The sequence below is a fragment of the Actinophytocola algeriensis genome, assembly GCF_014203735.1.
GTDB lineage: Bacteria > Actinomycetota > Actinomycetes > Mycobacteriales > Pseudonocardiaceae > Actinophytocola > Actinophytocola algeriensis.
In genome coordinates, this window is sequence record NZ_JACHJQ010000007.1 from 449,305 (window position 1) to 464,623 (window position 15,319).

The 15,319-nt window shown below is 62.3% G+C and carries 13 protein-coding genes; 9 read left to right on the forward strand and 4 right to left on the reverse strand.

The window, feature by feature from the left end; translation table 11 throughout:
• Positions 1-33 precede the first annotated feature (33 nt).
• The gene (locus FHR82_RS33415) at positions 34-1,371 is read left to right on the forward strand and encodes a hypothetical protein (RefSeq protein WP_184814578.1); all 1,338 of its coding nucleotides are present in this window, start codon (positions 34-36) and stop codon (positions 1,369-1,371) included.
• Between the two features lie 384 nt (positions 1,372-1,755).
• Here FHR82_RS33415 and FHR82_RS33420 read toward each other — a convergent pair whose 3' ends face one another.
• A complete protein-coding gene (locus FHR82_RS33420) occupies positions 1,756-2,385 on the reverse strand; it encodes a hypothetical protein (RefSeq protein ID WP_184814579.1) in 630 nt (209 codons plus the stop codon).
• A 360-nt stretch (positions 2,386-2,745) separates the two neighbouring features.
• Here FHR82_RS33420 and FHR82_RS33425 point away from each other — a divergent pair, with 360 nt between their 5' ends.
• The 6 genes from FHR82_RS33425 (at position 2,746) to FHR82_RS33450 (ending at position 8,649) form a co-directional block, all read left to right on the forward strand.
• Positions 2,746-4,695: an ATP-binding protein gene (locus tag FHR82_RS33425; protein WP_184814580.1), complete on the forward strand. Its 1,950-nt coding sequence runs from the start codon at positions 2,746-2,748 to the stop codon at positions 4,693-4,695.
• 108 nt (positions 4,696-4,803) lie between these two features.
• Positions 4,804-5,718: an FRG domain-containing protein gene (locus FHR82_RS33430; protein WP_184814581.1), complete on the forward strand. Its 915-nt coding sequence runs from the start codon at positions 4,804-4,806 to the stop codon at positions 5,716-5,718.
• A gap of 66 nt (positions 5,719-5,784) precedes the next feature.
• Positions 5,785-6,204, forward strand: coding sequence for an effector-associated constant component EACC1 (locus FHR82_RS33435; RefSeq protein WP_184814582.1), 420 nt, complete (start codon positions 5,785-5,787; stop codon positions 6,202-6,204).
• 445 nt (positions 6,205-6,649) lie between these two features.
• A complete protein-coding gene (locus tag FHR82_RS33440; RefSeq protein ID WP_184814583.1) occupies positions 6,650-7,396 on the forward strand; it encodes a DUF1889 family protein in 747 nt (248 codons plus the stop codon).
• A 43-nt stretch (positions 7,397-7,439) separates the two neighbouring features.
• The gene (locus tag FHR82_RS33445) at positions 7,440-8,111 is read left to right on the forward strand and encodes an AbiV family abortive infection protein (RefSeq protein WP_184814584.1); all 672 of its coding nucleotides are present in this window, start codon (positions 7,440-7,442) and stop codon (positions 8,109-8,111) included.
• On the forward strand, positions 8,098-8,649 hold the full coding sequence (locus tag FHR82_RS33450; protein ID WP_184814585.1) for a hypothetical protein: 552 nt from the start codon (positions 8,098-8,100) through the stop codon (positions 8,647-8,649). The genes FHR82_RS33445 and FHR82_RS33450 overlap by 14 nt, the downstream gene beginning before the upstream one ends.
• A 6-nt stretch (positions 8,650-8,655) precedes the next feature.
• On the opposite strand, the gene FHR82_RS33455 is transcribed toward FHR82_RS33450, so the two are convergent.
• Both FHR82_RS33455 and FHR82_RS33460 read right to left on the reverse strand, forming a co-directional pair.
• Positions 8,656-9,687, reverse strand: a complete 1,032-nt coding sequence (locus tag FHR82_RS33455) for a hypothetical protein (protein ID WP_184814586.1) — start codon at positions 9,685-9,687, stop codon at positions 8,656-8,658.
• Between the two features lie 1,228 nt (positions 9,688-10,915).
• Positions 10,916-11,419 carry a hypothetical protein gene (locus FHR82_RS33460; protein WP_184814587.1) on the reverse strand — a complete coding sequence of 168 codons (504 nt, stop codon included), beginning with the start codon at positions 11,417-11,419 and terminating at the stop codon, positions 10,916-10,918.
• A 479-nt stretch (positions 11,420-11,898) separates the two neighbouring features.
• Here FHR82_RS33460 and FHR82_RS33465 point away from each other — a divergent pair, with 479 nt between their 5' ends.
• Positions 11,899-12,873, forward strand: a complete 975-nt coding sequence (locus FHR82_RS33465; RefSeq protein WP_184814588.1) for a lamin tail domain-containing protein — start codon at positions 11,899-11,901, stop codon at positions 12,871-12,873.
• 423 nt (positions 12,874-13,296) lie between these two features.
• Here the strand turns inward: FHR82_RS33465 and FHR82_RS45350 are convergent, their stop codons facing one another.
• Complete coding sequence (locus FHR82_RS45350) at positions 13,297-13,833, reverse strand: DUF1883 domain-containing protein (protein ID WP_311771392.1); 537 nt, start codon at positions 13,831-13,833, stop codon at positions 13,297-13,299.
• 188 nt (positions 13,834-14,021) lie between these two features.
• Here FHR82_RS45350 and FHR82_RS33475 point away from each other — a divergent pair, with 188 nt between their 5' ends.
• Positions 14,022-15,290 (forward strand): NucA/NucB deoxyribonuclease domain-containing protein, encoded by a 1,269-nt coding sequence (locus FHR82_RS33475; RefSeq protein ID WP_184814589.1) that lies wholly within the window; start codon positions 14,022-14,024, stop codon positions 15,288-15,290.
• The last annotated feature ends 29 nt before the right edge of the window (positions 15,291-15,319 follow it).

Consider the following 15,319-nt stretch of genomic DNA (forward strand, 5'->3'; position numbering starts at 1 on the left):
TGGGTTGAGGGAGTCGAGGTGGGACACTGCGCCATGCCCCTGATGCTCAGCCTGCCGCCCGAGCGCGCCAGTCGGATCTACCTGCACCCGTTGCATCAGGAGACTGTCGGCACCCTAACGGCCTTGATCACCAGCTTGCGCCAGTGCCGCAGCCACGCGGACTTCTTCGAGTTCCAGCAGGACCTGCTGGAACGGGTGCTCGCTGTGCAGGGACATCGCGGCGAATGCCGGCGGGTCGCGGCGCTGCTCCGGCAGGACAAGAAAGTCCCGGCCGATGCACCCGAGCTTCGCTCAGCCGAGCCAGCGACTGACCCCGACAGCTGGGCGCTGGAGGCCGACGTCTGTGAGCGCGTCGACCGGCAGTTGCGATCGATCGCCGATGCGCTGGCCTGGCGGGCCTTTAGCCATAACCGAGCCGTCATCGTCGGCCTGTCGCGTAATCAGCATCCGGGCCCGATGGTCAACAAGGAGGGGCTGGCCGCCGAACGCGCCTTCGTCATCGAACAGTGGCACGAGAACCACCACTTTGTCCTGCTGCACGACCTCACTTCATGCCTGAGCATCGGGGATGCCACCTTGTTCAAGCAGATCGGCACCGAGTACGAGGCGTATCTTCACGAGATCAAGTCAGATAGCGGCCGCAAGGTGTCCCGGCAACAGCGGCGCAAGCGGATGGCTGAAGAGGCGATTCGCTCAGGCGGGCCGCTCCCGGGCAAGCTGGCGGGACGGCTCATCCAGTTGGACATCCCATACAAGACCCACCTCGAGCTACTGAACGCCGCCTTCGACCTCGCTCACAAGCGTGGTGTCCAGGGTATGAAGGTGCCCGGCGGCCGGTCACTGCTGGCCAGCGACATCGTCCGCGGCTACAACCTCTGGTCCGAACAGGGGTTCCTTCACCACACCGCACAGGAGCACCTCCAGGCGACCAAACGTGCTGGCATCCTGCACCGCGGGCACCTGGTCTACATGCGCAGCGATGACTTCGTGGCACGCTCGCCGACCTCACCACCCTGGGCCATCTATCCCCTGCCACCGGCGGTGTGCGCACGGCTGATCACCGACTACGCGCTCTTCCTCGTGACGATGGCTTCCGAACCCTTGCTCGAGGCCTTGGAGGACGCCGGACTATCCGCTGAGTGGATCCTGCCTCGCAGTCAGGATGTTGTTGAGCAGGATGAGGTCGTGGTTCGCATTCACGGTCCCGCTCGCACTCTTGAGTTGCGATGGTCCGAGGTGCAGCGCCGCCTCCTGCTGGAACTTGCCGACTTGCCCACCTGGGCTGCGAGCGTCGCAGAACTGTCGGACCGCACCGACATCGGTCCACACCCCTGGCCGCTGTTCAGAGACGAGCAGAAGGTATGGCGATAGCTCTAGAGCCGTAACCCTAGCCGCAGCACTACTGCGGGAGCGCCAGCGATGCTCCTGAAACAAGGAACCAGACTCCCCCGCGGACGTGGCAGCAAGCAACAAGCTGCTCACTGCCACGTCGCTGAGTGTTACTGCAAGAACGTCATAGTCATGATCGCGTAACGCACGTCGTCCGGCACAAGGCTCCAGATACGGAGACCGAGCACCGCCGCCCGTGAGCACCAGCGCACGATCTTATGTAGACGTTTGACGTCGGGTTTGCTACCGTCGGGTACGGTCCTACCTGCATGGAGGGACTGGTTTTGACGAGGAGCCCCAGCCAGGTGGCCGCCTGGCCCTACGGGGCTCCTTCGTTTTTGAGACGCGAGACGTCTCCCTCCCCGCCTACATCGCTTGTCTCGTCTCCACCGAGGGGACATGGGAGTTGTTCTCCTCTCCGCCGACCGACTTAGCGGCTCGGCTTGCCAGCCCAGCGGGACTCTCCTGCTGGGCCACATCGCTGAGGTGATCATCAGCGACAGGGTTTTCGGGATAGAGGTAGACGCCCTTCTTGCAGCGGTCGAGTCGACGGCGGCTGACCCAGTACCCAAGGGCGTTGCTGATCTTGTTGGATGGCCAAGAGACGCCTCGTTGTTCAAGGCGCTCGGTCACGTCCGCAACAGTGAACCTCTCGCCAGGCGTGATTACCTCCCAGAGCACCTGGCGGAGTGGCACCTTGCCGATGAGGTCGTCAGCAGGCGAAGGCAAGCCGAGCGAGTCGGCTATGTCGACCTCGCCTGCATGCCTGACCCGCGTCGCCTGGGCATAGCTGCCGCTCAGGGGCATCCCGCCGCCGCGGGGGCCACCGTGCGTCTCGACCAGGGCCAGGCAGGCTCGGTACAGCGGCTCAGGCACCGCAGCAGGAACGCCGAGATCGCGGGCGCGGGTGATAGCACTGCGAACCTCGTCCAATCGACGAACCAACTCCTCGACTTCTGATGCGGCTCCTGCGGTCGCCTGCGGCTTGTGGCTCATGGCGCCCACCTCCCACCGAGACATGTCTTGCTGCCGTGACACGGACTCTACAACACGTGAAACGGATAGGTCGGCAGCGACACGTCGAACCGCATGTTGTGCGACAAGTTCGCAGCGCAGTGGCGGTACGAACACGCAGCGTCAATGGGGTACTGACTTTAAGTCAGTGTCGAAGTCACGGAAACGCTACTCTGGTTCACGTGACTACCGTCCGTGCCGACGAATGGTCTGCCTGAGCGAATCACAGCGGCAACCGGGTAGCTGGCCCTCAACTTCATGACAAATCGACCAGCTCGGTTAACGGTCAGGTCGTCACCAACGACGTGACGAAGAAGCCAATACGGTGGGAGGGACCAGACGGTGGCGCTCGATCTGCAGATCCGTTGGATCCGGATCCGGACTGGCGATGGTTGGCAAGCACCGTACGACCTCGATGCACCGGTTGTCGCCATCGTCGGCGAGGTCGACACAGGCAAGAGCTCGCTCCTCGAGTGCATCGCCTACACGCTGGGGAGAGACATACCCGAGTTCCGCGGGGCAGTTGATCACCATCTGCGTGAGGTCGAGGTCGGGGTGCGCTTTCCGCAGGGCACGTACGTGCTGCGGCGCGCTCGAAGCACTGGCGGACACGTCGAGGTACTCGACGAAGCCGGCACCCCCCAAGGGCGCTACCCGATCAGATCCAAAGATGCCCAGCCAACCATCTCCGAGTGGATTCTCACCGAACTCGATCTCGTCGAATCCTTTACATCGGTGCGACTCAAGCGTGCCCGGCCACTGGACTTCGCCGAGTCACTACTGCCCTACTGCTACTTGACCCAGCCAGACATCGACCGGCACGTCGTCCGCGAACCGAAGGATGACAACGAGCGTCTCACCGTCCTCAAGTTACTGCTCAATCTCACGACCGGCGAGTACGAGCGCCTAACCGGCGAGATCCATGAGAATGACCTTGAGATCAAACGGTTGCTGAAGCGAGCGGACACCATCACCGATTTCCTCGGCGAATCGCAGGCCACCGATCGCGCGGCCGTCGCCGACGAGATCGCGCAACTTAAGGGAGCACTGGTGGCTGCCGAAGCTGCTCACGCGGCTGCCACAGCCAGTGCCCGCGGCGCCAGCGAGTTTGCCGAAACTTCTCGCGAACGCGTCAATGCCGCCAGGCGGATAGTGGGACAGGCAGAGAGCACGCTAGACAAGGCGCGACGGAAGCAGGAACGCCTGCTGGACCGGATAGAAGAGGCAGAACAAGGGCTCGCTGCACTCAATCAGCTCGAAGCTAGATCGCCGGATGATAGGCCCGATCTAGCGCTTGCGCATTCAGCCTGTACGGCATGTCATGCCGACCTGTCCGAGCGAAGCGTCGCTCCGGGTACCTGTTACCAATGCGGATCACCTCTCGCCGGCCATGAACAGATCATCCAGCGGAAGCACCTAAACCAGACTCGCCAGCAAGCAATAGCTGAGCTGGATAGCGCTACCCAAGCGTTCAAGGAAGCCGAAGCCGAAGCGAATCGCAAACGTGGTGAGCTGAAGCGACTTGCTGAACAGCTCGACGGCCAAACATACGACAGCGTCACGCCGTACGTCGATGCCATCGCTACCAGCAGTGCCGAGGTGGCTGGCCTTCATGCCCGACTCGAGGCACTTGGCCGCCTTCAACACGCTCACGACCGCCTCACCGAGCAATATGAGCAGATTGACACGCTGAAGGCGCGCCAGGAACAACGCCGTGAGCAGCTCGAACTTCTCCGTGGGGATGTCAAAGACGTCGCAGAGGTAGCTGATGACATCACGAGGATCTTCCGCCAAATCGTCAAGAGCATCGCGCTGCCGCACGCAACTGGCCGGGCGCGCATCGATCCTCAGACCCTGTTGCCGCTGGTCGACGACCAAACCTTCACCCAGCGCGGCGGTGGCGCACGCTCGGCCGTCAGCATCGCCTACAGCCTTGCGCTCCTGACGTACACGCTGGAAATGGCGACCGTCAGCTTGCCCAGTCTGCTGATCATCGACTCGCCGCAGAAGAACTTCGGTAGTAATAAGAACGACAAGCAGCTTGCTCACCGGGTCTACGACCGCTTCCTTGACCTGATGGAAGAACGGCAAGAGTGGGGTTCTGGTGGCCGGTTCGCACGGCGCTACCAACTGATCATCGTGGACAACGACATCCATCAGGACATTGCCAAGCGGATCAAGCTACACCGCTTCACGCGGGAGCAAGGTTTCATCCGTGACTTGGTCGATCCGCATGGACCGGCCGAGGTTGAGCAGTTGAGCTTTGAAGACGTGGACGAAGGTACAGGCTAGAACTTACATCGCTAATTACGTCAGCCCAAATAGCACACATTGCTCACGACCAGAATTGGTCGACCACAAGCTTTCATTCCGGCAAATGATGAGACCAGAGGTGAGGCAGTGAGGCCACCAAAGTTCGATGGCTGGCTCGACCACGGGTGGGGTATCGAAGTCAGCACGGAACACCAGCTTTTCACGATTATCAGCAGCATTGCCCTACTTGCGCCAGAGCGAACATACGCCTGGCGAGGCCAGAACGACGATACGTGGGACTTCAGTGCATCGCTCTTTCGCGAAGTGCGAACCAGAGATGGGGACGTGACCGAAGGGGCAATTCACAAGCGTGAAACTGAGATTCTGAACGAAGCCCGGCGTTGGGGCCTTGGTCGCGATTTAGGTCCATCGGCAACCGACATGCACATGCTCGCGGTACTGCAGCACCATGGGGTTCCGACCCGTTTGATCGACGTCACATCGAATCCAATGACGGCACTCTGGTTCGCAACAGAGGAGCACAAGCCTGATCGCAACGGCACGGTACGCGCGAGCGGCGGAATACTATTTGCTATAGATGTAACGAAAACTGAATGGTACGAGACGTTTCAGCATGGCAAACCGACTACTTGGGGTAGCATCTCGAATCCACTCAGCGCCCTATATGAGCAGGCTCTGGAGAAATCCGCAGATCAACGGAGAATGTTTCGCGCATTCCCAGCACTGCCAGATGAGCGCATGAAGGCTCAGGAGGGTTACTTTCTCGGCAGCTCCATACCCGAGGTACACCGTGCGCCCGGCGTCCTCGGACTTAACCCAATAGGCGAAGCTCCGGGAATCGACAAGTTGAATAAACTACTTAACAACGAGAACGGACCAGGACGCCCAGCAAACGTTCCATTCTGTGCGATAGTGATACCCGCCAGAGTTAAGGAAAAGATCCGAGGCCCTCTTAAACGTACCTACAATCGTCGTCGACGCGTGCTCTTTCCTGACGTCGATGGCTTTCGTGAAGCGTTGACACGCGGTCAACTTGATTGATCAAGGCCAAAGATCTCACGTAACGAGACGACGCAGGCTTAACCAGCAGCACAGGAGAATCGTCTGATGACAACCACCGAGATCAGGCTAGTGGTGAGTCCCGGATATTCCGGACACACAGACTGGCTGCTGCGAGTGTCGCCGGACCAGGCTGACGTCCTCCGTAGCTGTCTGGAAGCCGAAGGACTGCATGTCGGCACCGAGATCGAACACTCCGCCGGCTCCGTACTGGAGATCCTGACGGTCGCTCTCGGGGCGGGCGGAGCAGGCACCGCGCTAGTGGTCGCGCTCGAGAAGTTCCTCGAGCGCCACAAGGACAAGAGCGTGACCTTCGGCGCCGAGGGGAACGTGGAAACCATGACCGGCTACCCGATGAAGGATGTCCAAAGGGTGCTGGCCGAGGCCGACCGACTGCGGCAGAAGCGGGACGCGCAGTGGGCTGCGATCCAGGAGAACACCAAGCCTGACAAGACAGATCCGACTTGATGGTTTCTCGAAACTTACACCGAGCCAGGAAGATGCCGGTCATCGCCTCCTGATCAGGAGATCATCCTGCCTGGCCCAGGTCAAGTACCAACTTGACACCACGAGCATTCCCAGCCTGACTTGCATGTTTCCCACCATGCGTTTAACCGCCTTCCTCAGTTTCTTCACGGACTTTTTGCACTTACTGAAGGTGGAGTCCGAGAAGCTGATGCCGAACGCGAGAAGCGCAGCGAGGCGCAGCAGGTTAGAGATGTGGCCGCCACTGGAATCGAACCAGGCGCTAGACCCAGACCACGCAGGATGATCACTCTGTAGTTTGAGAGAACTGTACACGGTTGAAGCATCAACGACCATGCTGACCGCAGTGCGTAGGCAGACTCTAACTTGGCGTAATAGCTCGGCCACAACGGCGGACAGTGACGATCCTGGTAACTACCGTCTGACCATGACGTCAGATGACTTGCGCGATGAGGCTTCGCCCTACCCCGTGTTCTACGTGCCATGGGGCCTCACCCCAGAGGAGATGGCCCGTCGAGCTGCTGCCTGGATACGCCAGGAGCCTGGGACACCGCTGGTGTTCTTTCCAACTAAGCAGAATTATGACGCTAACCAGCTGCTCAACCGACTGACCGCGGACATCCCTCGGGGAACAGAGCGGAATATCTGGGGCTCAGGCTGGCAGCGCGGGCCTGTACTGGCAGCTTGGCCGACCAAACGCATGCTTCAGATGCTGACCGACGAGTTGGCTACGAGCGTGACTGCGCTCTGCGTTCTGGAGTGGGGCGAACCCGCATGGCAGTGCGGGTGGCTCACGGCGCGGCGCGCTCGGAGTGTGGTCGATGGATCGATCCATGGAGGAAGTGCGATGCAGCTGGATCCGGTGGTTGAAGTGGCGATGCGCGATCTCAGCGCCCGCGTGAACCACGGTAATGGGTTGGTTGGCATCCATGACAAGCGCGACGCCGTCGAGACACTACAGGTGCTGCACCGCGCTGGCTACCGGTTCGATGTGGAGACTCTGTGCACCTGGGCTCTGGCGAACGGGTTCAGCGGCCGAGAGGTTGAGAGGCTCCGTGAGTACGCCGAGGGAGTTCAGCAAGGGAAGCGGTTCCAGCTGCGGGCTGGTCGCGTGCTGCGGCCGGACATCATCGAGATCTGGAAGCGGGATGCCGCGCAGGGCGGCGATGCCTAGCTGACCGTCTATTTTGGCTTGCTGGAGGTGTAATCCTTGTGGCATGGCCAGACCGCTTCCATCGTTCGCTGAGCTGTTGCACACTGCGAGGCACGCCATCGCCAACGCTGCCGCCCTCCTGCAGGACGCCGAACTGCTCTTGAGCCACCACCGATGGCCGCGTGCTCACGCGCTGGCGGTCCTGGCCCTAGAGGAAGTTGGCAAAGCAGGCATCTGCCTCGGCGCCCTGGGCTACCAGGAAGATCAGGCCCAAGACTTCTGGCTCGAGTTCCGTGACCACAAGGCCAAGCTGCACTTTGCCGGCGCAGCACTACAGGTGCTATTCGGCAGCGAAGGCCAAGCTGAGGCGCTAGTCGCCCTGGTCGCCGCCGCCCAGACCGAGGCGACGTCCGAGCATGCGCAGAAGCTGCGGGGTTTCTACGTCGACCTTGATCGTCAGTCAGGAGCAATCTTGCGGCCCGAGGCGATCGATGAAGCTGCCGCGTCCCGAACCATCGAACGGGTCGAAGCCATGCTCAACTTGCTAGGGCCAGCGTGGTTGACCGAGGGTATCGAGGCGAGACTCGACGAGGTCATTACTTGTCACAGCGACGACCTCAGGCGTCTGGCCGAGCAAGCGCGCGAACTGGTGCTCGTGGACACTGAGGCGGCGGTTGGGATGGGTCGCCGTCTGCTGGTTGGAAACCTGCCGCCTGTCGCCGATGAAGGGTGTTGACGTGTTAGGGAAGGCCATCGGGACCTGTTCGACATCCGTCGGAGATGTGGCGGTCTGTCAGGTCGAAAACCCTTACTTGGGCGCCAGTGACGTTCCGTGGGAGCGGGCATACGCCGCCGTCATCAAACAACCCAACGACGCGTATCTCGGGCACCCTGTCGCGATGGTCGTGACCGTCTACGACCATCGCGGTGTCGTTGCCCCACCCTCTGAAGACCTGCCCAGTTGGGTCAGGGCACAAAGATTGACCGTCCACAATGTATACAGAGATGAGCATTTCAAGACCTTGAACAGGCTGATGGAGCGCCCTGCTGTCCAGTTCGGCAAGTTCTTGTTTGAGTATGGATGCTTCAAAGAACACTCTGCTGACCGGACCGCACAGGGCGATGCGTGGGCCCGATCTGTCGGAGGTCGAGTTCCCGAGCGCGAGGAGGTCGCCGATCGCGATGCACTCCTCAGGGAATCGCGTACGGCACTGGGGAAACTCCAGGCAGACCCGTGGTGGCATGCGATCAGTAACAACGAGCACGAGTCGTAGTGAGAGCTACGAACGCCACCGCGGTACGAACACCTCCGGCCCTCGTGGGCTCCACCCATCGAGATACGGCTCCAACTCCTCCGGCCGGAGCTTCGGCGTTGGCGTCACCGGCAGCTGGAACAGCGGGTCCATGATCTCCGCGTGCTCTCGCGCCCAAGCCAACCAGCCGCGCGCCTCGTCAACCGGCTCCTCATCGTCGGCGTCCTCGATCCTGGCTTCCAATGCGTCGCAGTACTGCCGCAGGTCTTGGATCAACCGCCAGTTCTTGACCTGCTGCTCCAGCTCGGCGACCAGGCGGTCGTGCGTGGCCAGCCGCTCGGCCTCGTCCATGGCCGCCTGCCAGCGCGCCTGCTGGTCAGCCTTCTCGCGCCTGGCCGCTGCAGCCCACATCTCAATCTCCTGCAAAACGGAGCCGATCGAGTCGTCGATGCTGGCTCGCTTGCCATCCCGCCAGTGGATGCGGCAGCCGTAGTAGGGATGGCCAGGGCCACGTGCCCAGACGTAGAGTCGGCCGTACCGATCATCGTCGTCGGCTTCGGGATGCTGCTGGTCGATCGTGATCCGATACGAGAACCCGTCGACCACGATGTTCAGTTCGCCCTCGCGACGCGAGTAGTCCTTCGCGCCGGGTCGGCCGTAGGTGGTGATGCGACCGCGGTGCTGATCAGCGATGGGTTGCTCCTGCACGGCGTAGCCGCGACGGACAGCCTCCTGCGTCAGGCCGTGCAGGTAGAGCAGGCTGCGCTGACGTAGGCTGCCGCCCATGCGCAGCCGACCTGAGTCGTGCTGGATGGCTTTGACAACAGGATGAAGGTCGCGCAGCTCGGTCGGCATCGGCACGCGCGCTTCAGCGGCGTCGTGTCGACTGTTCGGGTGCCGGCCACTGAGCAGCCGGATGCGCAACTCGCCCCAGCCGTTCCGGGTCTTCTCGATGCGTTTGCCGTACGGGATGAGCTGGTTGCGCTTGGCGTAGTCGATGATCTGGCGCCAGTGGGTCTGCACGGCGTCGTCGGCCTGCCTGATCACCTTCTCCCCCACCTCAGTCAGCTCCTCAACGAGTTGCTCGGCGGCGGCTCGACGCTCGACCGAGATCCTGGCAGTGGTGTGCGGCGGCTGGCGCTTCCGTTTCGGACGGACCGGTGGGGTGCTCGCTGCTGGCTGAGGACGAGCTGCTGAGGCCGTAGGTGGCTGCTGGGATCGCGTCGGTGTCCTGGCCGGGAACGCGCCGTGCTCGAGGTAGTACCGGCCAGCACCCGTGATGGCCGCGCGCCACGGCGATCGACGGACGACGACGAGGCCTCGGTCGTGAAGCGCAGTCGCCGACCGCTTGTCGCCATTCGACGCGTCGGACAGGTCATCACCACTAGCGACACGCTGGAGTATCGCCAGCTGGCGGTCGGTGAGCTGTCCTCGTCGAGGCACCGCACCAGCACAGTCATCCACTCGAACTGCGGCAAGACTCGTCGAGCAGGTGCACCCGGTCAGGTGATCCTGGAATCGCACTGGACTTGGCGACAGCTGTCTTGTCGAGGTCGAAGAACCCGCCCCGCCTGGCGGCGTCTGGACGGGTATCTGGGACGGCTCACCACTGTTTGTGCTGGTAGAAGAGTTCTCCAGCAAGACGCGCCCCCTCACGTTCCGCCACTGAGTGATGACGCTCTGAGCAATCTCTCCACCGAACGGGGGTTCGTAATTCGCAGACGGACACGGATGCGTTCTGCGCCAATAACCTCTACCCGGGGTGATCGAACGCCGTGAGGCCGAGAGATGGAAGCGGCCTCCCTGTTGCACCAGGAAGGCCGCTCGACACCCTCACACCATGACCGTTCCAAGGGACATGCCAAGAAAGGCGTCGCAGTGAGTCTAGAACGACCGAGCGCATCATCATCGACGGAGCGTCGAACTTTCGGCAGTTTGGGTGACAGCACCACGCCGCAACCTGACGCTCCAACGCCGGAGCCGTCACACGATCAGGCGCTTCAGTTCGTGCATGCCTTGACGCAGGTGACAAGGAGCTGGGGCAGCACGCTGCGTCTCGTCTTCCTCGTCGTCGCAGTGGGAGCGACGGTGCGCATGTTGGTTGGCCCGATCCCGTGGGACCAGCTAGCCGCACTGCTCGAACTCGGGAAGTAGCAGACGCCGCGACCGCTACACCTACATCGTGCTTCTGCGGTCAGCTCGCACCGTCGGGGTGGAGTCATGGCTTTCGGTCGGCAGGCGCCAACCCCGGCCAGTCAACCGATGGCAACGCGAGCTTTGTAGCTGGCTAGCCGCGGGGCCAGAACGGTGTCCACCCGCTGCTGCACGTCTCAGGTAGGTACGTTCGCGCCTTGTTGCGGTCGCCGAAGCACACACGGAACTCCGCAGTGTCATCGGGACTGAGTGAGACGGAGATGGGTTTGGGGGGAACCCGGTAGATCGTCCCGTCCGGTTTCCGTCGTTCGAAGCCATCGCTGTTGAAGTACGCCGGAAGCTCCTCACCGTTCCGGCGGACGGCAAGGATGGCAGACTTGCGGTCCCCCTCGTCGTCATAGAGCAGGAACTGTTTGTGGTCTGGGCAGAAGTCTGCGTGGGCACGCTTCTTTCTCGACTCAGCGGAAATGATGTCCGACGGGCAGGGCGCGATCTCGGCTTCCGCCGCGACGTCGCTAGGCGCGCTGGTCGACGTGGCGTCGCTCGCTGGAGGTCGGTCGCGCAAGACGAGGATGCCACCGACGACTAGCCCAATGATCAGGACGCTGGCCACTATCGCGGTGTGCCAGACCAGCACCCCTCGCCAAACCTTGCGTCTCCAGAAGCCCTTCGGCGGTGGCGATGGTTCCTCGACGCGGCTTGCGCGCGCGGCACGAAGCTTCTCCGGGATGTCATCGGTTCGACCCTTGGCGACGAGCAGCAGAAACAGCGCCTGGACGTCTTCGTCTCGGCGTGGGAGCCGCTTGTGGTTGCGGCCAGTCGCGGACCGTGGCCGGCGCCAGGCTGTAGTTCGCCTTCCTCTGCAAGCGGTTACACGCCTCTTCGGGCGATCGTGCACCGCCTGCTTGCCAGGCCTGATCGAACGCTTCCCAGAAGGCTCTCACGGCAGCTGGCTCATCTTGCTTGGTCACGACTGGATTATCGCGAGCGTCTCAATTTGGTTTCAACTGATGTCTACATTTTCACCCCACGGGAGCAGAACACCGCGAGTCGCGCGCGACTCGCTCGACCCGCGCAGGTCAGAGCCTCGAAGGTGGTTGCACGACAGAAGGGCGCGTGGGTTGCGTCCACAACCATCGACAGGAGACGTTCTCAGTGACGACTCGACACTTGGCGACTCAAGGAGTATTGAGCCGCACGATCAGCTCGGTATTGACCGCGGCGCTCGCCACAACGCTGCTGCTGGTCCCGCCAGCCGGAGCGCAGACAGCGAAGCCCGAACCGGTCCGCCAGCTCGGTACCGTCGTGCGCGTTGTCGACGGCGACACGATCATCACCGACATCGGCGGACAGCAGCACCGCATCCGCGTCACCGGCATCAATGCCATGGAACTGACCGACTACGACGAGGGCGAGCTCAAGGGCGACTGCCATGCCGTCAAGGCCACCCGCGTCATGAAGGACCTCGTCCTGGGGAAGGAGGTCCGCTTCATCGCGCAGGACAAGAACAGCACGAGCGGTGACCGGCTACGGCGCAGGATCCAACTGCTGGACGGGAAGAAGACCGACCCGGCCGCGAAGCTGCTCCGGCAGGGCCTGGCCCTGTGGTTGCCCAACAAGACCGAGCACCGGCCCAACAAGCACTACGCCAAGCTGGCAGCGGATGCTGCCCGCGCTCGCAAGGGGTTGTGGAACAGCCAAGCCTGCGGGATGGGCCCCGACCAGGGCGCCCGCCTGGAGGTGAAGGTGAAGTGGCAGGGCAAGGAGACGGTCACCATCACCAACCACAGCGCGGCGCCGGTCAATCTGACGAACTGGTGGCTTCGTGACAGCTCCAAGCACGGCAACCTCGCCCACGGCTACACGTTCAAGGCGGGCACCGTCGTTCCGGCTGGCGGCAGCATCGTCGTCTACTCGACGAAGGGTGCCAACGGCCCCGGCCAGCACAACTGGGGCCTGCCGAACCCGGTGTTCGACAACGTGACCAAGGCGCCAACCAACATGGCCGATGGCGCCTACCTGTTCGACCCGCAGGGGGACGTGCGGGCGGCGCAGCAGTACACGCCGAAGGCGTTCATCCAGTTCCCGTAGGCCGCGTTTCATCGCCGGATGGGGTCGAGCATCTCGACAAGCTTGGTCCCATCCGGTGGTACGGCGCGTGCCGTCCACGGAGGCCGGCCGGGCATGCCTATTCGGGTCCAAAACAGAGAACGCCAGGTGCCTGACGTGGTGCGACTGAGCCGCCCGCTCCCCTGGGCTACTCGTTCGCACTGGTACAGCGCCAGTGCCCTCTCACCGGACGAACAAACACTCTCCGGTGCCGCTTTCCGGAAGGAACACATGATCAAGGTCCAAGGTCGAGCTCGTCTCAACGCGCGCGCAGCACGCAGGCGCTCGGCGACGGTCGTTGAGCTGCCTTTCCGGCTCACGAACACAGCCCAGCAAAGCTCCCGGAAGTGCGGCAATGCTCGTGGGCTGGATGTAGCCGGTTGAGTGGGATCCCTGCCAAATCACTCAGTCGAAGACCTGGGAGACCTCGGCCCTAATCCGCCGGGAGTTGCTGTCGACGACGAGATACCAGTAGTCGTCGTAGGGCACCTCCAGGATAACCGGGCTGACATCGGTGAAGCCGCCGTGATACTCGTATTCGTCGCCGTCGACGTAAGCCTGATAGTGGTCGCTGTCCATGAGACAGACCCTTGCCGTCGAACCGCGCAGCCACCTCGAAGCGCGCACCGCCTGCGACAGATCCCAGCTCCCGGAAGACGTGTTCCACCCGACTACAAGTAGCGGATGACCGCTGGTTCGGAAAGTCGGCAGACCGCATAGGGACCGATCGGCCCAACCACGAGCTGGCGAAGCGATGCGTAAACCAGGCAACGCAGCCGGAGGAACCAGGACTCCGATACCGCCGCTCGGACGGTCCGCGAACCCCCGTAACAGTACGTAGCGCAGCTCGGCCTGAGTTCGGCCTCGGCGCCCCTCACATAGCGGCATCAACTCTGCTGCTCGGCTTCCTGAGATGACCGCTCGTAGCCAGCGATCGTCCATTGCAGTGGAGCTATCGCCACCTGCTCACTATGCGTGAGATTCGCCAGTAGCCTGGGTCGTGCTCGCGGGGGTTCGCCAGCAAACTGGGGTGAAGTGACGTATGGGTAGCGGCATCGTCCGCCAGTAAACCGTGTTCACGCTTCTCCTCCTTTGCTTGCCACATCTAGCACTGGGGAGCAGGTCTAAACGTGAGACGAAGAATCTTCGCGCTCATTTTCGGCACGATGTTCATCCTCTCGACTACCTCTGTGTCTGCCGAAGAGGCGGCAGACGTCCGGACCGACAATCGACCACCATCATCCAGTTCGCCGATCAAAGCAGCGGGCGTGCCAAGCGACTCGCTTCCGCCGATCCAGTACTCAAGCCCGCAAGCCGCGTTTGAAGAGTCGTGCGGTGAGGTCAGCAAGGAAGGTTTCCAGGCGTGCATCACGCCGACGGAAACCAAGCTGTCCGCAGATGAGCTCCGCGCGCTTCACGCGTCCGCGGCCGGCACGCAGGACGTGATCGACCTCCCTGATTGGTGCTACAACTACAGCGGTTCGTGGTACTTCCTTCGTAAACAAGCGTGCCTGATCGACACTGCCGAGTACATAATCCGGAACCAGCCGTCGGGGACGCCGGTCGGTGGGATGCGTTTTTCGTACTGGTTTTTCAGTTTTACCTCCGAGTTGCAGCGCAACTGGCAGTCGCAGATCGAGTTCATGCCGGTGACGGGAACGACGTGGGGTCTGGCGATTGGCTCGACCATGGAAGGAGCGGCCGACTGCACGGGGTTCTGCACGACCCTCTTTCACAACTTTCCGCCCCAGCCTGCAGTGGAGAACGTGATCGTGGGAGGTGACGCGCAGTTCGAAACGACTGCGACTAACCCGAGCGCTGTTGGACACGCAAACACCGAGTTCAGGATGCGGTTCAAGAGCCCGTGTTGCCCGCTGTCATCGCCCGCCACGTCCTCGCCGCCCCGAGTGCGCTGTGACAACGCGACACCGGGGCGCGGTATCGGCTGTGTCTTCCCGGACTACACGCCCACGATGGTCTACACCGATGACCCGCAGTACTGCTGCCCGGAGGTCGCCCGGCACATCCTGCAAGCCCAGCAGTCCGGCCTGCCCGGCGCGTATCCGAGCGGGACACCGCTGACCCGTTTGACCGACCAGTCGCTGATCGACTCAAACGGCCGGGTGGCGTGCAAGGACAGCTACGTCCGCCCCACGGGCAAGAGCTGCGATGAGTACCCGTTCCGCAGCAGCTGGCAGGGAGCGCGAACAGGCGGCGGAAACCCCCGGTCGTTCAACTGGTGCTCCATCCCTCAGGTGCCGGGTGGCAGCGGGCCAGCTGGATACAGCGTCTGCATGGTGATCAATACTCAGAACACCGACGCGGGCCGCTACCTCGGCATCTTCTATGGGGAGAACCGGGTGATCGACAATGACCCGTTCCGGGTCTGGGCGTACTAGCTGATCACGCCGATCACCGTGTTTGGATA

Bases quoted from the DNA above. Each gene is read 5' to 3' on its own strand.
- FHR82_RS33415 (WP_184814578.1), top strand. From the start codon at position 34: ATGCCCCTGATGCTCAGCCTGCCGCCCGAGCGCGCCAGTCGGATCTAC.
- FHR82_RS33420 (WP_184814579.1), bottom strand. From the start codon at position 2,385: ATGAGCCACAAGCCGCAGGCGACCGCAGGAGCCGCATCAGAAGTCGAG.
- FHR82_RS33435 (WP_184814582.1), top strand. From the start codon at position 5,785: ATGACAACCACCGAGATCAGGCTAGTGGTGAGTCCCGGATATTCCGGA.
- FHR82_RS33440 (WP_184814583.1), top strand. From the start codon at position 6,650: ATGACGTCAGATGACTTGCGCGATGAGGCTTCGCCCTACCCCGTGTTC.
- FHR82_RS33445 (WP_184814584.1), top strand. From the start codon at position 7,440: ATGGCCAGACCGCTTCCATCGTTCGCTGAGCTGTTGCACACTGCGAGG.
- FHR82_RS33450 (WP_184814585.1), top strand. From the start codon at position 8,098: ATGAAGGGTGTTGACGTGTTAGGGAAGGCCATCGGGACCTGTTCGACA.
- FHR82_RS45350 (WP_311771392.1), bottom strand. From the start codon at position 13,833: ATGGACGATCGCTGGCTACGAGCGGTCATCTCAGGAAGCCGAGCAGCA.